The 17,754-nt window shown below is 49.1% G+C and carries 14 protein-coding genes; 2 read left to right on the forward strand and 12 right to left on the reverse strand.

The features are described 5' to 3' along the window. Positions 1-100 precede the first annotated feature (100 nt). The gene (locus tag FOA19_RS07110) at positions 101-1,597 is read right to left on the reverse strand and encodes a glycine--tRNA ligase (RefSeq protein ID WP_149090048.1); all 1,497 of its coding nucleotides are present in this window, start codon (positions 1,595-1,597) and stop codon (positions 101-103) included. 244 nt (positions 1,598-1,841) lie between these two features. Here FOA19_RS07110 and FOA19_RS07115 point away from each other — a divergent pair, with 244 nt between their 5' ends. Beyond that, the gene (locus FOA19_RS07115) at positions 1,842-3,248 is read left to right on the forward strand and encodes an inorganic phosphate transporter (RefSeq protein ID WP_149090049.1); all 1,407 of its coding nucleotides are present in this window, start codon (positions 1,842-1,844) and stop codon (positions 3,246-3,248) included. 608 nt (positions 3,249-3,856) lie between these two features. Here FOA19_RS07115 and FOA19_RS07120 read toward each other — a convergent pair. The 10 genes from FOA19_RS07120 to FOA19_RS07165 all read right to left on the reverse strand — a co-directional run bounded on the left by FOA19_RS07120 (position 3,857) and on the right by FOA19_RS07165 (position 15,636). Further along, entirely contained in the window at positions 3,857-4,336 is a 480-nt protein-coding gene (locus FOA19_RS07120; protein WP_149090050.1) for a hypothetical protein, read from the reverse strand. Between the two features lie 568 nt (positions 4,337-4,904). After that, positions 4,905-6,494 (reverse strand): Ig-like domain-containing protein, encoded by a 1,590-nt coding sequence (locus tag FOA19_RS07125; protein ID WP_149090051.1) that lies wholly within the window; start codon positions 6,492-6,494, stop codon positions 4,905-4,907. A 67-nt stretch (positions 6,495-6,561) separates the two neighbouring features. Continuing rightward, a complete protein-coding gene (locus FOA19_RS07130) occupies positions 6,562-7,449 on the reverse strand; it encodes a class I SAM-dependent methyltransferase (RefSeq protein WP_149090052.1) in 888 nt (295 codons plus the stop codon). A gap of 1 nt (position 7,450) precedes the next feature. Then, the gene (mnmG, locus tag FOA19_RS07135) at positions 7,451-9,313 is read right to left on the reverse strand and encodes a tRNA uridine-5-carboxymethylaminomethyl(34) synthesis enzyme MnmG (protein WP_149090053.1); all 1,863 of its coding nucleotides are present in this window, start codon (positions 9,311-9,313) and stop codon (positions 7,451-7,453) included. 69 nt (positions 9,314-9,382) lie between these two features. Beyond that, positions 9,383-9,814: an rRNA maturation RNase YbeY gene (ybeY, locus tag FOA19_RS07140; protein WP_149090054.1), complete on the reverse strand. Its 432-nt coding sequence runs from the start codon at positions 9,812-9,814 to the stop codon at positions 9,383-9,385. After that, entirely contained in the window at positions 9,795-10,214 is a 420-nt protein-coding gene (locus tag FOA19_RS07145; RefSeq protein WP_123127003.1) for an ATP-binding protein, read from the reverse strand. The genes ybeY and FOA19_RS07145 overlap by 20 nt, the downstream gene beginning before the upstream one ends. 33 nt (positions 10,215-10,247) lie before the next feature. Next, positions 10,248-13,550, reverse strand: a complete 3,303-nt coding sequence (locus FOA19_RS07150) for a DUF4175 family protein (protein ID WP_223808768.1) — start codon at positions 13,548-13,550, stop codon at positions 10,248-10,250. Between the two features lie 376 nt (positions 13,551-13,926). Continuing rightward, entirely contained in the window at positions 13,927-14,700 is a 774-nt protein-coding gene (locus FOA19_RS07155; protein ID WP_149090056.1) for an exodeoxyribonuclease III, read from the reverse strand. Next, positions 14,697-15,041, reverse strand: a complete 345-nt coding sequence (locus FOA19_RS07160) for a hypothetical protein (protein WP_149090057.1) — start codon at positions 15,039-15,041, stop codon at positions 14,697-14,699. The genes FOA19_RS07155 and FOA19_RS07160 overlap by 4 nt, the downstream gene beginning before the upstream one ends. Positions 15,042-15,279: 238 nt before the next feature. Further along, positions 15,280-15,636, reverse strand: coding sequence for a carboxymuconolactone decarboxylase family protein (locus FOA19_RS07165; RefSeq protein WP_149090058.1), 357 nt, complete (start codon positions 15,634-15,636; stop codon positions 15,280-15,282). 68 nt (positions 15,637-15,704) lie between these two features. Here FOA19_RS07165 and FOA19_RS07170 point away from each other — a divergent pair, with 68 nt between their 5' ends. Then, positions 15,705-16,418, forward strand: coding sequence for a ComF family protein (locus FOA19_RS07170; protein WP_149090059.1), 714 nt, complete (start codon positions 15,705-15,707; stop codon positions 16,416-16,418). A 78-nt stretch (positions 16,419-16,496) separates the two neighbouring features. On the opposite strand, the gene gldJ is transcribed toward FOA19_RS07170, so the two are convergent. Then, positions 16,497-17,684: a gliding motility lipoprotein GldJ gene (gene gldJ, locus FOA19_RS07175; protein ID WP_149090060.1), complete on the reverse strand. Its 1,188-nt coding sequence runs from the start codon at positions 17,682-17,684 to the stop codon at positions 16,497-16,499. Between the last annotated feature and the right edge of the window lie 70 nt (positions 17,685-17,754).

Consider the following 17,754-nt stretch of genomic DNA (forward strand, 5'->3'; position numbering starts at 1 on the left):
ACTTATCAAACACGTAAAAGGCCTCTACATTTCTGCAGAGGCCATTTTTGTGTTAATGCGTTTAGAAGCTGCTTTTGTGAAAACAGCAGATTTCCACAGCTTAGATTTTCTCAAAAATGCGCTTGAAGCTTACGGCGGCTCCTATGTACTGGCGGAGTTCTGAAATGTGCATACGCTTCTGCTCGCGGCTGTCGCGGTCACGGACGGTGACGGTGTCGTTCTCCAGGGTCTCATAATCCACGGCGATACAGAATGGTGTTCCGATGAGATCCTGGCGGGTGTAGCGTTTCCCAATAGCGTCGCGCTCTTCGTAGATCATGTTGAAATCGAATTTCAGGTCATCGAAGATTTGCATGGCTTTCTCTGGAAGGCCGTCTTTCTTTACGAGCGGGAATACGGCAGCTTTTACTGGGGCAATGGCCGGATGGAATTTTAGGAAAGTACGGGTTTTAGTGTTCTCGCCTTCGGTGATTTCTTCTTCCTGGTAGGCGTTGCAGAGCGTCATCAGGAACAGACGGTCGGCGCCCACGGAGGTCTCTACCACGTACGGCACGTAGTTTCCGAAGGGTTTGCCGTCTTCGTTCAGGTCGTTGTCAAAGTACTGCTGCTTTTTGCGGCTAAGGTTCTGGTGCTGCGTTAGGTCAAAATCAGTACGGGAGTGGATGCCTTCTACTTCTTTGAAACCGAACGGGAATTCAAACTCAATATCTACGGCGGCGTTGGCGTAGTGGGCCAGTTTCTCGTGGTCGTGGAAACGGAGCTTTTCGGTAGGAACACCTAGCGCTTCGTGCCAGTTGCGGCGCATGGTTCTCCAGTGCTGGTACCATTCCATTTCGGTGCCAGGGCGTACGAAGAACTGCATCTCCATCTGCTCGAACTCGCGCATTCTGAAGATGAACTGGCGGGCCACAATCTCGTTCCGGAAGGCCTTACCTATCTGGGCAATCCCGAAGGGCACTTTCATACGGCCTGATTTCTGCACGTTCAGAAAGTTCACGAAGATTCCCTGGGCGGTTTCGGGGCGTAGATAAATGGTGCTGGAGTCTTCGGCCACAGATCCTACCTGTGTGGAGAACATTAGGTTGAATTGGCGCACCTCGGTCCAGTTAGAAGTACCTGAGATAGGGCATTTTATGTTTTCTGAGATAATCAATTGCTGTACGCCTTTCAAATCTTCGGCGCCTAGCAAGCGTCCCATTTCCTGCAGCAAAGATTGGGCTTTCTCCACATCGCCGGCTTTCTCGTATTCGGCGGCTTTCTCCTCTAGCAGAACATCGGCGCGGTAGCGTTTCTTGGAGTCGAGGTTGTCAATCATGGGATCGTTGAACGAGTCCACGTGGCCCGATGCTTTCCAGGTGTTGGGGTGCATGAAGATGGCAGCGTCAATGCCTACCACGTTCTGGTGTAGTTGGGTCATGCATTTCCACCAAAGCGTTTTGAGGTTGTTTTTCAACTCCACCCCATTTTGCCCGTAATCATACACGGCTTGCAGGCCGTCATAGATTTCGCTGGACGGGAATACGAAGCCGTATTCCTTGGCATGCGAGATGATATCTTTTAATTGTGCGTTTTCTGTGGGTTTCTCAGTTGTGCTCATGGCCGCAAATATAGAGGTTTCATCGGCACTTTTTCTAAAACGCCGGATGGGTTTGGTTAGAGAAGTACCGCATCTGGGGCGGAAATGTTCTGGCAAGATGCCTGATTATAAGGGGAGTTAACGGCTTGTTCGTACTTTTGCCTTGCTAAAAATACGTAGAGGTAATATTCCTTAACAATTCGGTAACATTGTAAGGTGTTTTAACCTTTACTTTTGGCAGCTTTTTTCTCACCTATATTATATTATGTTCGGATTAGAAACTGATCTACTGATCTTGCTGGTAATTTGCTTGCTGGCCGCTTGTGCATTTGAATTTGTGAACGGTTTCCATGATACGGCCAACGCCGTGGCCACCGTCATCTACACCAACACCCTTCGCCCCTGGGCCGCCGTGGTCTGGTCTGGCTTCTGGAACTTCATCGGGGTTTTTGCCGGTGGTATTGGCGTGGCCATGGGTATTGTGTACCTCCTGCCCATTGAAACGCTCATTGACCAGGATGTCTGGCACGGCATTGCCATGATTGCGGCTTTATTGATAAGCGCCATTATCTGGAACGTGGGTACCTGGTACTACGGTCTGCCTTCTTCCAGTTCGCATACGCTCATCGGCTCCATCCTGGGACTAGGGATCGCCTATTCGCTTCTGCCTTCTACCACCGAGGCTACCTTTGCCTGGTCTGAGGCCACTAAAACGGGGATGTCGCTCTTGGTGTCTCCTTTCCTAGGCTTCACTTTAACCGTTTTCCTGATGTTCCTTTTGAAGCGGTTTGTGAAAAACAAGACCATTTTCAAGGAGCCGCACAAACGCAAGGCGCCACCCCTTTGGATCAGAATTATTTTGATCATCACCTGTACCCTGGTTTCTTTCTTCCACGGATCCAATGACGGCCAGAAAGGCGTGGGTCTGGTAATGTTGATTTTGATTGCCATTGTTCCTTCTTACTATGCCTTGGACCGCGACAAAGATCCGATGGGCTTGTTGAGCTCCGTTACCCAGGTAGAGCAGGTATTGACCAAAGTAGACAGCACCGTTCTTTCTGCCACCGATGCCAAGCAGTTAAGTCTGTTGAATGCTGAGACCCGCGAAATGAGAAGCCTTCTTACCGCTAATCCCTCTACCGAGGCTTTACCTAAAGACAGCCGTTTCCTGTTGCGCCGTGATATCCTTTTGATCACCAAAGGCACCGATAAGTTGATGGAGAGCCAGGACATCACGTTAAGCCAACGTGACCGTGACCAATTGAAAACTGGGGTAACCGGCTTGCGTTCCTACACAGATTACGCCCCTAACTGGGTGATCATGATGATTGCGCTTTCCTTGGGAATCGGGACCATGATTGGCTGGAAACGCATTGTGAAAACCATTGGCGAGAAAATCGGGAAGGAACACCTGACCTACGCGCAGGGTGCCTCGGCTGAGTTCATGGCTGCCAGCGTGATTGGTTTCTCTACGTTCGTGTTCAAATTGCCCGTAAGTACCACCCACATCCTTTCTTCTGGTATTGCCGGTAGTATGGTGGCCAACCGCGGGATCAAAAACCTGAATGCCGGCACCATCCGGAACATTGCCTTGGCCTGGGTATTGACCCTGCCGGTTTCCATGTTCCTCTCCGGAACGTTGTTCCTGATCTTCCGCTGGATGTTTTCCTAAACTACTTTTTACTTCAATAAAAAAGAGCCGCTGCATTACTGCAGCGGCTCTTTTGCTTTTACCCCCTTTCTAAGCTCATCTGCTTACCAGAGATTCTTTCTCTTCCTATATCTTGAAGCTGCTTTAAGGCTGATTTCTGTAAAACGGCTCCTAAACAGTAGGGTAATTTCATACGCATGCTCTACAGGTTCATCTTACATCCATGAAGCTTTCTTCCATAGACTCAAGAGCCAACCTTCAAATGGAACGTGAACCCCGAAAGGCAGTTCTTGAATACAGGCCTTTTAACAGGCTACAGCGTGAGCTGGCTTATGAGAGCTCGCTATTCCTGGGCTGATGGCTGTACGGGTTTAAAAATGGCTTCTACGGGGCCTTCCTTTTGGCTGTTCCACGCCTATTTCCGTGGAACAGCCAAAAGGAACCGCGCCAGAATCACGTATTTGGTGTAAACCGGGCAAATGACTTGGTATATGTCCTCCATTTTGGGCTTGAATTTGGTAGAATAGCCCCTAAATGCCTGAAGTAGGAAGTAGCTAAAAACAGAAAGAACCGCCGTGGGCGGTTCTTTCTGCTTAGTGGGGTATGTAGCGGCTGCTAGATACTGCTCCTTAGCCTTCTTTCGGCCAGAGAACTTCCAGGTTATCGTCCATATGTACCCCGAAGTTCACGGCCAGTAGCTTGCCTTCTTCAAAGTACAGGTCAATCATCTCTTTCTCGTAAGAGAGGCAGGTCACGTTGTTCTCGATTTTCTCTTTCTCTACGTTCTGCACGCCGTGCTGCTTGAACAGATCTTCTACTTCCTGCTGGCCCATTTCAAAGATCTTCTTCCCGAACAAAGTCACGTTAGGGTTGGCCGTCTCAATGCAGCTCAGGCGGTAGTCGTCTTCTTTGTCAAAGTAGAACGAGAAGCCGCTGTCCCAGTAGTTCCAGGCTTTGTGCTCAAACTCGTCTTCCTCGTCAGACTCTTCTATTTCTTCAGGCTCGCCCATGATCTCCTCCACGTCGTCCATGCTCAATCCGAAGTGTAAATCGCCAATGCCGTATCCCAGCTTTATCTCGTTGTCAAATTGCTCTTGATCCTGTTCCATAGTTTCTATTGGTTATATGGTTCCGTTTCCGGGTTTGTTTTCCTAAAACTACTCAAAAATAGCGGGTCTTCCACATTTGCCCCTGCTGAGGCCCTGTTCCGGAAAATCGCGCCGCGCCCCAGCTCCCCCTTCTCATTCCTGATTTTTCGGCTTTTCCCACTTTTCCACGGAGTCAACTTGATATCTATTATAAAATGATTTTTTTCTAAAAAGAATCTTGTTCGTCATTAGGGCTGTGCAGAAGTGGATAAGATTTCTTGTCCCCACGTTTTCCCCGGCGTTCTGAAATATCCTCTCAGTAGTCACCTTTATTCCCCATTCTCTGTGGATTCTTTTCTGGTCTCTATCAAGCACTTACGGGAGCTTTCCACTTCTTCACACCAAAAGCCGGGGAAAAGGCCCAACGTTTATACTCACGTGAATAACTTTCAAGAATTTCTGTTTTTATGCACGGCCACCCACAATTGCCTGTTTGAACGTAGAATCTTCGGTTTTGGGTTTCTGGATTATCAGACTTGCGCCGGTTTTATCCAGATTCTTGTCCACAGTTATCCACCCTGTTTCCACGCTAGAATTCGATGGCCTGCGATTCAATTTCCCAGTTGGCCCTGATCTCCCAAATGTCTTTGGGCAGGATCACCGGCTCTGGCAATCTGCGCTCCTTCAGGAGGCCGTTGTCCCATTTTCCGTTACCGTTCAGGTCCACCAAAATCCTGATCTGGTAAGACCCGGGCTTGAGATCGTCCCAAAGAATGGTTTTCTGGTTCTTCACTTCCTTCACCACAGCATTCTGAGTCAGGAGCTGCACTATGAAGTTTTGCTGCTTGGTAGAGAACACCACCTTCAGGCTGCCGGCATCTACCTTATCGCTTACCTGGAGGCTCTGCGGCATTTTTCCATACGGATCCCCAATGTACGGTAAGACCTTAGTGGTATCCATGTTGACCTCAATCTCGCGTTTGGCCACCAGCGGCAACCTGAACGTGATCTGGGTGGTCTCCGGATTAAACCGGAAATCTGAGGTGTCTTTGGTAGTGACGGTGGTGGCGGAATCCAGCACGAAGGAGAAGGCTCCTACTGGGTTTACTACTTTGGTAGGCACCTCAAACTGCACTCTGATTTGCTCGCCGGGTTTCACGGGTGACCCGTTCAAGACCGCAAAGCTGTTGTTTTTGCGGGGAGCCGCTTTTCCGCTGAGGCGCACGGCCACCGTGTCCAGGCGGGAGTTGTTGGCGCTGTCCTGTACTTCCACAAGCCAATGCTTCTCATCGGGCTTTCCGGGGAACAGGCGCAGGGTTTTGCCGTTGTTCCCGATCAGGTATCTCATGTTGGGGTCTTTGTCTGCAGCGGTAACTGTCGCCTGGGCGATTCCCTCGTTGTACTCTACTTCATACATGTTCAGGAAGCTTCTTCTAGCGATGACGTTTGGCCGGGTCACATCCTGGGTATGCAGTTGCAGCTGGACGCCCTCTACCGATGGTCGTACTTTGATAGTGTCGGTGGTATAGGCAATGTATTCCTTCTCGTTGTCGTACCGCAGGTTGTTGTTCGTCTCGGTTAAACCGTAGATGAAGTAATTGCCTTCTTTGATGTTCCGGAAGCTGAAATTCCCGCTGGAGTCTGTGTTGGTCACGTACAGCGGCCGGCCTTTGGTCACCTGGGAAGTATCTGTCACCGGGTACAAGAGCACGTTCACCTCTTTGGGTGGCGTATTGCTGAACAGTAGGTTGGCCTTGCCGCTTACCCGCCCGGAGTCTAACAACGGACCCGTACTAAAAGTGATGATCACGTCCCGAGCTGGGTTTTTCTCCGTCACATCTGCCAGGCTTTTCCTGAAGTTGAGGCTATAGGTGGTATTCTCTTCCCAGGGTTGCGAAAAGGTGAGTTCCACGGTGCCGTCTTTTACCCTGCTCTTATAGGTATTGTCTGTAAACGGCGCGATGATGAGTTGCCGCGTGAGGTCTACCGTCTGAATGTTTTCATCAAAGGTCAACCTGATCTCCTCGGGTTTCACGTTAGTCTGCCCGTTGCTGGGATAGCTGCTCACAAGTTTAGGAGGCGTGACATCTTTGGCTCCCCCCTCGGGGCTGCTGATGCTGGCGCACCCACCTAGAAACAGGGCCAAGCCCGTGAGTGCGTTTTTAAGCTGATTTTTCATTTGTGGCTTTAAAATGGAAATGACCTTACAGTGTGAACTGCAAGGTCATTACGCTTAGTGTGTGTGGTTAATTTTTTTGTGCGATGAAGATTTGGCTGGAATACGAATTGTCATTCTGGGCGCCGTAGAGATTAGACCTGAAGCCCGTAAAAAAGGAACCCAGCATCTTGCTCTGCCCATGCTTGTACTTCTCACTAAGGATGCTCACGTAATAAGCGTCCCACTTCATGGGCAACACTTCTTTGAGCTGCAGCCGGTGTTTTTTCAATAGCCGCTGCATGCTGGCCTTGTTGAAGTGGTACAAATGCCGTGGCACATCATAAGCCGCCCAGTTGGCTCCGTACTTCTTGGCGTCATATGAATCGGCGTTTGGAACGGCAATTACAATATGGCCCCCTTTTTTGGTAGCGTTCACCAGCGCTTTCAGGGTCTCGTTCAACTGGTGGATGTGCTCCAGCACGTGCCACATGGTAACTACCTCAAATGTTTCCTGGCCCAAATTCTCCAAAGAACCTTGAAACAGCGACTTCCCTATTTTCTCCTCGGTCTGCTGGCGGGCGATTTCGTTGGGCTCTACTCCTTCTACTTGCCAGCCCTGTTTTTGGCAGGACTGTAGGAAGTAGCCTACGCCACAACCGTAATCCAGAATGCGGCCTTTGTTTCCCAGTTTGTTGACCAGCTCCACCTTGTTCTTTACCGCCATGGAACGAACCAAACGGTACGTTTTATTGAGCAAGCCTTTACTGGTGTCTGAATGGGAAATGTATTCCTCCGAGGCATAGTATGGAGCTATGCTCTCCTCGGGCGGACGCGGGTTCGTGAACTTGAGCTGGCAGTTGGTGCACTGCACAATCACAAAACTTTCCTGGCTTACGCTTTTGTCTTGTACTACTAAAAAATTCTTAAACTCTGTTTTGGAACAAATGGGGCAATGGTCTAGCCGTTCGTAGCTCATTCTATTTTCCTAAGTATACCATCAGGATGGAAATATCTGCGGGAGATACGCCACTGATGCGGGATGCTTGTCCTAAGGTTTCTGGCTGCACTTTGAAAAGTTTCTCGCGGGCTTCGTTAGAAAGCGCCGTGATAGCTTTGTAGTCTAGCCGGTCTTTGATGCGGTAGTTTTCCAGTTCCTCCATTTTGGAGGCCATCTGATTTTCTTTCTCAATATAGCTCGCATATTTCAAAAGAATAACCGCCTGCTCCAAGCTATCTGGTAAATATTTGCTAAGGTACAGTTTCAGGCTCTCTGATGATTCTACCAGGTGTTCCAGTTCCACATTCGGGCGCTTCAGCAAATTACCGGCTTTGGCTCGCTCGCTGATGGGTGCGGAGTCCAAAGAAAGCAGCATGGCATTCACCTCCTCAGGCTCAATCCCTTTCTGCTGCAGATACGTGAGTACTTCCTGTGTCTCCTGCTTCTTGCGGTTCACTTTCTGCAGACGCTCTTCTGAGGCTAGGCCCAGTTCATAACCTTTCTCGGTGAGGCGAAGATCGGCGTTGTCTTGGCGTAATAAAATTCGGTGCTCCGCACGGGAAGTGAACATCCGGTACGGTTCGTTTGTGCCCTTGTTTACCAAATCATCGATCAAAACACCTATGTAGGCCTCTGATCTTTTCAAGACGAAAGGGTCTGAGTTATGCACCTTATTATGGGCGTTAATTCCCGCCATAAGGCCTTGGCAGGCCGCTTCCTCGTATCCGGTGGTACCGTTAATCTGCCCTGCGAAGTAGAGGTTATCCACCAACTTCGTCTCCAATGTTAGGTTCAATTGGGTAGGTGGGAAGAAGTCATATTCAATGGCGTAACCAGGTCTGAACATCTTCGCGTTCTCAAATCCGGGGATCTCCCGAAGTGCTTTCAGCTGCACATCTTCTGGCAATGAGCTGGAGAAACCGTTCACGTACACTTCCACGGTGCTCCATCCTTCTGGTTCCACGAAGATTTGGTGCCGGTCGCGTTCCGCGAAACGATTGATTTTGTCTTCTATCGATGGGCAGTAACGTGGGCCTAAACCTTGGATGCGTCCCTGGAACATGGGCGATTTCTCAAACCCGGTTTTCAGGATATCGTGTACTTTGGAGTTGGTGTAGGTAATGTAGCAGCTCCGCTGATTGGTGAGCGCTGGCGTATCAGTGTAAGAGAACTTAGACGGATTCTCATCGCCCTTCTGCTCTTCCATTACCTCATAGTTCAGGCTACGGCCGTCTACCCGCGGCGGTGTTCCGGTCTTCATGCGGCCGGCTTCAAAGCCTAGAGATACTAATTGTTCAGTGATGCCTTTCGCGGATTTTTCGGCGGCTCTGCCGCCTCCCAATTTTTTCTCACCAATATGGATGATGCCGTTCAGGAAGGTACCGTTAGTTAAGACTACCGCTTTGGCTCTGATCTCAATTCCTAAGCTGGTCTTCACTCCTACTGCTTGGCCGTCTTCCACCAAAATCTCGGAGACCATCTCCTGCCAGAAATCAATATTAGGCGTTTGCTCCAAGGCCATTCTCCATTCCTCGGCGAAACGCATACGGTCGCTTTGGGCCCGAGGGCTCCACATGGCTGGGCCTTTGGACATGTTCAGCATCCGGAACTGGATCATGGTCTTGTCTGTGATGATACCGCTCATGCCGCCTAGGGCGTCAACTTCCCGTACAATCTGGCCTTTGGCTACGCCACCCATGGCTGGGTTGCAGGACATCTGCGCAATAGTGTTCATGTTCATGGTTACGAGCAATACCTTCGACCCCATGGTGGCGGCCGCATGTGCAGCTTCGCACCCGGCATGTCCCGCCCCAACTACTATTACATCATAACTTGTGAACATAGTGTGGATTAGTGTTATGTTTCACGTGAAACATTGTTGATAAGTGAGGAAAACTCAGGAAACAGGTGTTTACAACTTAAGCAGATCTAAACACTCATTTTCTTTGGTTCGCATTAACGCCTTCTTTTCTGGCGTTTTATCATCGAAACCGAGCAGGTGGAGTAAGCCATGCGCCATTACCCGGTGAAGTTCTTCTTCTGGGGAAATGTTGAAAGTGGTGGCATTGTCCACAATGCGGTCTATACTAATGAAAACATCACCTTCAATAACTCCATCAAAGTCGGAATTATCAAAGGTGATGACATCAGTGAGCGTATCATGCTCTAAGTATTCTACATTCATCTGATGAAGATATTCATCGGAACAAAAAATGTAGTTCAAAGATTCTAATTCGAAGTCATATTTCGAAATTATTTCCAAAAGCCACGTTTTGACTTTCTCTTCGTTTTTAACCTCAAATTCTATCTCCTCGGTAAAGAACTCAATGGGTAGTTCCTGCATTCTCAATATTGAAAGTTAAAGAAACCGTACGGCCGTCATTGCTGAAAGAAACATCATCGCAGAGGTTGCGCATTAAGAAGATTCCTCTTCCGCCGGGGTTCTCCAGGTTCTCTGGGGCAGTAGGGTCAGATAAGGTCTCTGGGTCAAATCCGTTTCCTTCATCCTGTACTTCAAAGCGCAGTTGGTTGGGCTCTACAAAAAGAGAAAGATAGACGTTCTTATCTTTATCAAACTTGTTGCCGTGTCTGATGGCGTTGTTCACAGATTCCGTCACGGCAACCATGATATTACCATAGATGTCATCCTCAATCTGAAATTTCTCCCGTGAGTTGTCAATGAAGCTCTCCACGATACGGATATTCTCAATGATAGAAGGAATCTGAATTTTTACTTGATTCATAATATGTTTACTATATCTGAAATGTCTGCAAATCTAATAACCTAATCGCTTAAAATAAGCATCTACTTGCTTTTTATAATAAGGTGTCAAAGCAGGTAGGTTCTGACGGAGCGATTCTGTCTGCTGTTTCTGCCGTTCCTGGTACTTCTGAAGCGATGGCGGTATACGGGCGGGCAATTCCTTAGCGGTATTTGCTTCTCGTTTCTCGTCCAGATCGCGTTCATTGGCGGCTTTCTCAGCTTGCAGCAAACGAGTCAAAATCTCCTTTTGCCGCATCATGGTCTGCTCTGTAAGACGTTTATTAACGAGATCAGTTTCGGTTTGTTCCATGAGCTTGCTCAAATTACTGAGTTTCTCCCCTCCTTCTTTGCCTCCCGGCTGGGTAGGCGAAGGGGCCAGTTCTTTCATGGCATTCCGGAGCATTTCCTGCTGCGCCGCCAGGCGGGCCAGTTGCTCTGATAATTGCTGACCACTTTTCCCACTCTGCTGCAACTGCTGGATCTGCTCATTCAACTGCTGCTGCATCTGCCCCAAGGCACCCGGTTGGTTCTTGCCGTTCTTGCCTTTCCCTTTCTTCTTGCCCGGTCCACTTTGCTGCATGGCCATCATGGCCTGTTGCATCTGCTGCTGCACATCACTCAACATCAAGGCCAGGTTGTTCATGGAGGTCATAGCCAGCTGCTGGTGCTGACCGGTCTTAGGCAAGTTACGGTCTTTGATGGCCTCAGAACTGTTCTGCATCTCCCCTTCCATGGCACCTACTTCACGGGTCACAAACGACTGGATCTGCGGCACGCGTTTGGCCAGGGAGAGCAATGAATCTTCAATAATCTTAGCGTCATCTGAGAGTTTGATCTGCTGTTGGGCCAGCCCGATGAACCTAGGGTCGCTCTGCTGCACGTTCCGGAAGTCCTTCATGAGTTTCTCCTGGTCAAAGGACAGCGTTACCAGGTTCTCTAGGATATCCCGCAGGTGGTCCAGGTTCTGCTGCATCTGCTGGGAGTCGCCTTCCATTTCCTGGCTTTGCATCTGCTGCGACATCTGCTTCATCTTTTGCGCCGCTGATTTCTGCGACTGGCTCGCTTTCTTGTTCTGGCCTTTCTGCATAGACTCCTGGGCATTCTCCTGCTCCTGCTCAATCTGCTCCTCCATCTTCTCGGTGTCAGGGATGTCTTCAGGGTTCTCCAGTTGCTCATTCATCTTCTCGGCCTCTTTGAGGTCTTCCTGCATCTGCTTGAATTCCTCTTGCAGTTGCTTTTGTTCCTGCTGTAGGCTTTGATCAGGTTTGTTGTTCTGCTCGCCGGTTTTGTTCGCCAGATCCTCCTGCTTCTTGGCTAGATCGTCTAGCTTCTGTTGGGCATTGTCTAGCTTCTGCTCTACTTGTAGCTGCTTGAACATCTCCAGCAAGCGGTCCAGCTCTTTCTGCAGGTTTTCTTCTTTGTTATTGAGTTTGTCCAGGAGCGGCTGGATCTGTTCTGGCCGAGGCTGCTTTTGCTCCAGCAGTTTCTCCAGTTGTTCGTAAAGCTTCTTAGTCTCGTCGTCCAGCAGTTGGTCCATCATCTTCTTGAGTTGGTCGCGTTTCTCGGCTAGTTTCTCGTTTTGGGGCGAGAAACGCTCCTGCTGCTGGTTCAACTGCTCGTTCATCTTCTGCAACTGGGCCAGTTCTTCTTGCAAAGCCTTCTTCTTCTCGGCAAGTTCCTGCAGGGCTTTTTTATCCTGGTAAGAGAGTTCTTTCTTTAGCTTGGTTTTCTCTTCGTTCTGCTCCAGAGATTTCTTCAGTTCCTCGGCCTTGGTGAGCGACGACTTCATCTGGGACTGCACTTGCTGCGAGGATTCTTCAATGGATTTCTGCACCTCAGACGGGTCTGGGTACTTGAAGATGAAGGTTGAAGTGCGCGCGCTCTTCGGTTGGGGCACCTGGTCGTTATCCGTTACTTGCACAAAGTACTCCAGTCTGTCGCCGGGCTGCAGATTCAGCGGCTTCAGGTTCATCTGCCGGAAATACGACTGCGTGGCCAAAGAGCCGCTGAACGGAATAGAAACCGCTCGGTAGCCAGTGGCCGCTTTGTTTCCTCTGAGCACGCGGTAGTGCAGGGAAAGATTGCTGAAGCCGTAATCATCTGAGATGGTCCCTCCTACTACTAAATAAGAGTACAGCACCGAGTCACGGAATTGCTCTAAAGTAATCTCAGGGTTGCGGTCTGGGATAACGGTGACCTGGTGCGAGATCTGCTCTTTATTTTCTGAGTAGCGGTTCTTGAGGTGCATGCTGTAGCGCTGGCTCTGCATGAACGTCTTCCGCACCACGTATTCCTCGTCTTCGGTTTGGGCTTTTACTTTCTGGGCCGGCGCATCAAACTGTAACCAGAGCGAATCGGCGTTGTCTGCGGCCAGGCGCCAGGTCACTTGCGTTCCCTCAGGAATAGTCAAATCTCCTGTGTTGTCTAGGATTTCGGAAGGACGTTTGGTATAGGCAGGATAACGTAACTGGGCTTTCAACTGCCGAAGCATGGGCCTGGCCACTACGGTTAAGCGGTTTTCATCTGAATAGAAGCCGGCGCCGGTCAACTGGAAATCCACCGACTCCTGCACTTGCTCAAAATCATAAGCGTAGGTCTGGTCTTTCAACTTATTGAGCGGCATCTGCCGGCCGTCAATGACCAGAAACACTTCTTCTGGCACGCGGTTCCCTTCAATGTTCACCTTCAACTGAAAATCCTCGCCTTTGAATGCCTGCAAGGAGGAATTCTGGATTTCAAACTGGAAAGGAGCTTTGGGGGCATAATGCCGCTTGAAATGGATGATGCGCTCCGTTCCCTGCACAAACAAAGTCGGGTAAATAAAAGCCAAAACCACTACCAAGGTAAGCGGCAGCAGCAGGTATTTAAAGTAAGAGCGGTTCTGGGTGAATTTAATCCGTTCCGGAAAGCGATACCCCACCAATTCCTCTGAGCGTTGCTCTACACTAGCAGCTACCAGGCCATTGCTCATGGCTACGTTTTTCAACTGCAGCAAATTGAGCAAGTGGTCCTGGATCTCAGGGAAGTAATTGGAAACCTGTTGGGCAGCCTGCTCATCGGTGAGGAGCTTTTTCAGGTTGGTCAATCCCATAATGGGTGCCCAAAGCCACCGGATCACGGCAAAAGCACTGATGGCCAGAAACGAGAACAAGAGAAAGGCCCGTACCTCCGGCTGGAAATAGAAGAAATACTCCAGAACGGTGATGAGCAGATAAGAAGAAAGCACCAACCCCAATGAGAGTAAAGCACCTTTAAAAAGCAGGTTCAGGTAGAATTTGCGTTTAAACGCCTGAAGCTGCTGTAAAACTGTATCCAAAGAACCGGCAGCCCGCATAAGTGAGATAAGATTAGAGTAGCCCGAAACAACGGTACGGGAGAAATGAGTACCAGCCGTTTCCTTTTATTGTCATACGTATTTAATCAGCAGAGTATTAACTCTTTTGCTTACTAATTTATTGTTAATTCTCTGATTTGAGAGCATTCCGCAGGGTTTTTGGGCTATATTCCTCAAATCAGGTGAAAAACGAAACAGGAGAGGAAAATGGTTCCTGTGGATAGGTGACGAATGGTTTTCCCTAGTCTATAATATAAGGAGGGACGCTGTCCACAGAAGAAGTAAAACAAAAATACGTTTCTGGCCTGTTTTCCCAGAAACAGACCAAAAACGCATTTTCAAGGTAGGAGGAGAAAATCTAGTTTTCCACGGGGTGCATCTCCAAAAGGATAGGGCAATGATCTGAGTGTTTAGCCTCAGGTAAGATAGCGGCCCGCTTCATCAAAGGCTTCAAGTGCTCAGAAACCAAGAGGTAATCAATCCGCCAGCCCAGGTTCTTGGCCCGTACGTTGGCTCGGTAGCTCCACCAAGTGTATTGGTGCGGCTCCTGGTTGAAGTGCCGGAACGAATCAATGTAGCCATCCTTCAGGAAACTGGAGAACCAGTTCCGTTCTTCGGGCAGGAAGCCGGAGGAGTTGGCATTTGATTTGGGGTTGTGGATATCAATGGCCTGATGGCAGATGTTATAGTCACCACAGATGACCAAACCGGGCACCGTGTCCTTTAAACCCTGAATGTACTGTTGGAAATCGCGGAGCCACTCCATCTTGAACGCCTGGCGGTGCTCGCCGCTGGAGCCCGAAGGCATGTACACGTTCAACACCGAGTAGCTATCATAATCTGCCCGGATCACTCTGCCCTCGTGGTCGTACTGCTCAATGCCGCAGCCAATGCACACGTTTTTAGGCTCCTTTTTGGAAAGGATGGCCACCCCGCTGTAGCCTTTCTTGATGGCCGGATGCAGGTACACATGATACCCTATCTCCTCAAAGCAGGCTTTGTCAAACTTGGTCTCGTCGGCTTTGATTTCCTGCAGGCAAAGTACGTCTGGGTTGGCGGCTTTCACCCAATCCAGAAAGCCTTTGGAGATGGCAGACCTGATGCCGTTTACGTTGTAGCTGATAATCTTCATGAATTCATTTCGTCAAAGTACTCCAGGGCGTGCCACTTGAGCATGCGCTCCTGCTCTTTCAGGTTACAGGCCGGCAGCGGCTTCACCGATTTCCAGTGCGGCCATCCTTCCTGGTCCAAGCCATCCAGTTCATAGTAACCGGACAAGCTCAAGAGTTTGCAAGTGGCAATGTGCATCAAGTCCTGCTTTTCTTCTTTGGTGAACTCCCGTACTCCCTGGCCCAACTCCTGCACGCCTACCAGAAAAAGGATAGCATTCAGATCAGGCTTTTTTCCAAACTGTTTCTTGATGTCCTGGCGCAACGCTGCCCAACGGACATCAAAATCTTCTTCGTTCTCCATTGAAATTTTGTGTGTATAAGTGGCCCAACGCAGAAGTGGATTTCTCTGCGCTATCCACCATTTTTCTAAACTTATTTAGAGCCTAATTTGATGAAAATAGCCCTAAAACCGTGTTTTAAGTAGATTAATCCTGTTGCTGATTTCCGTGATGGAACGGCATCAAAGGAAGTAATCCACAAGTAAAAGCAAGCAGTTTTAGGGCTGATTTCCAGAAAACAGGTCGGGAACAGAAATGGTTCTAGGCTTGGGTTTGCCCTTCGGTTTTCAGTTCTTCCCAATACTCCACAGCTCTTCTGAAGTGCGGAATCACGATAGAACCACCAATTAAATTGGAGATGGCGAAGACTTCGTACACTTCTTCATCCGTCAGGCCGCACTCAAAGCATTTGCCTAAGTGGTACTTGATGCAGTCATCGCAGCGTAAGACCATGGAGCAGGCCAGGCCCAGCATCTCTTTGGTCTTTACATCCAGCGCACCTTCTGCGTAGGCATTCGTATCTAGGTTGAAAAAGCGCTTGATCACTTTATTGTCCGCCTCCATGATCTTCTCGTTCATGCGGGTGCGGTAATCGTTGAATTCTGTTACTAAGCTCATTTTATGCGTCATTAAAGGCGGCATTCTGCGCCGCTATGTAAAGTTACATCAAAATACCCAAGTAGTCTATGTCACAGCTGCAGATGGGCCTCAGGTCCCTTTACCATGACTTTCTGGTGTTACTTTTTCCGGAGGAGTGCCGGGCTTGCGGTGGTGAGTTAGCCCTTGGGGAAGAAGTTGTCTGTAGCCATTGCCGCATCAAACTTCCTTACACGGACTTCCACCTCTCCCCTACTCAGAACTCTTTGCATGAAGTTTTCTGGGGAAGGGTGCCTATCCAATTAGCCGTGGCGTATCTCAAGTTCCAAGAGAAAGGACGGGTGCAACGATTACTCCACCAATTGAAATACAAAGGGCAGGAAGAAGTAGGCGAAGTGTTAGGGAGATGGTTTGGTGCTCAGATTAAAAAGCAGGATGACTTCAGATCAATAGACTTGGTAGTGCCAGTACCTCTGCATAAAAGCAAGTTGAAGCAAAGAGGCTATAATCAGGTGGAAGCATTTGCCAGAGAAATAGCAGATGCTTTAGAGAAGCCCTTAGTGGTGGATGCCTTGCAGAAGAACCGAGTCAGTGCCACCCAAACTTCAAAAAATCGGGAGGCCCGATGGGAGGCCATGCGGCAGTTGTATGCCATTCAAAAACCAGCGGCCGTTCAAGGAAAGCATGTGTTGTTGGTAGACGATGTCATCACTACCGGGGCTACCATTGAGGCCTGTGCGGATATCCTGCTAAAGAATGGAGCCAGTGGTGTAAGTGTGGCTTCTATTGCATACACCTTATAATAAGGAGTACCTAAACCCCATAAAACAAGAAAGGCCGGAATTACCGGCCTTTCTTGTTTTATGGAAATAAAGGATTTCTTATTTGTTTGAGCCAGTGTTGATCATGGCGCAACGGAAACCGATGGTAGAGGTAGCAGAGTCCTGCTCCATGTAACGACGAGTTCCTGGAGACAACCAGTACGCCACATCTTTCCAAGAACCACCTTTGAACACACGCACGGTGTTGGTGATCAATGATTGGAAGCCGGCTACGTCATACATAGATGAATCATCCTGAACTCCGTTACGACGCACTGGGTTCAAGTCTTCCACGTCTTGGAAGGAAAGCGGACGGTATACGTCTTGTACCCACTCGTTCACGTTACCAGCCATGTTATACAGACCGAAGTCGTTTGGTGGGTAAGCGTACACGTACTCAGTGATCATGGCGCCGTCGTTCAAAGAACCTGCAATACCAGCGTAGTCACCACGGCCACGTTTGAAGTTAGCCAGGAACTGGCCTTGTCCTTTACCATATGGGTTACGCACCTGGTGTCCATCCCAAGGATAGATACGCTTGTTGGTTTGGTTTTCCTCTTCGCTCAACTGGGTTCCAATCAAAGCCTGAGCAGCGTATTCCCACTCAGCTTCTGTTGGGAGACGGTAGTTGGGCAGAATGGCGCCAGACTCAATGGGAGGCGTAGTTCCTTCGGCTAATTCGCCATCATAGTCAGCCGCCAGGTTTTTGTTTACCATGGCCGTTCTCCAGGTACAGTAATCCTGAGCCTGTAACCAGCTCACCCCTACTACTGGGTAGTAACGGAAACCTGGGTAACGCAGGTAATAGTTTACGTAAGGGTCATTGAAAGACAATTCACGCTCCCAAACGGTAGTGTCTGGCAAAGCCTTAGCGTAGATTTCTTCAGAAGAGTCTTTTCTGATGTAGTGCAGGTACTCCAACCAGTGAATGTTGGCTACCTCGGCTTCGTCCATGTAGAAAGACGCCACGGTAACGGTACGCTCAATGTTGTCGCGGGTCATGGCCACATCTTCCTCAGAAGAACCAAGGGTAGTTCTACCGCCTTCAATAAATACCAAACCGGGTCCTTCAGGTACGTCGCTATAATCGGCTACAGCAAAACCACCTTCTTCATCGTCATAGGCAATCCCCGTGGCGGTACTATTTTTCCCGGGATCCTGGCTGGTGGGACGGTTGTTTTTAGAGCAGGAGGAGAAAACGATTGCTCCCGCCGCCAACACGTACATTAAGTGTTTAGAAAGTTTCATAAAATTGGTAAATACCGGTAAGATTGTATTCTTTAGATCAAATGTGGCTTTTAACACGCAATAATAGAGA

The sequence above is a fragment of the Rufibacter hautae genome, from assembly GCF_008271695.1.
GTDB classification, from domain to species: domain Bacteria; phylum Bacteroidota; class Bacteroidia; order Cytophagales; family Hymenobacteraceae; genus Nibribacter; species Nibribacter hautae.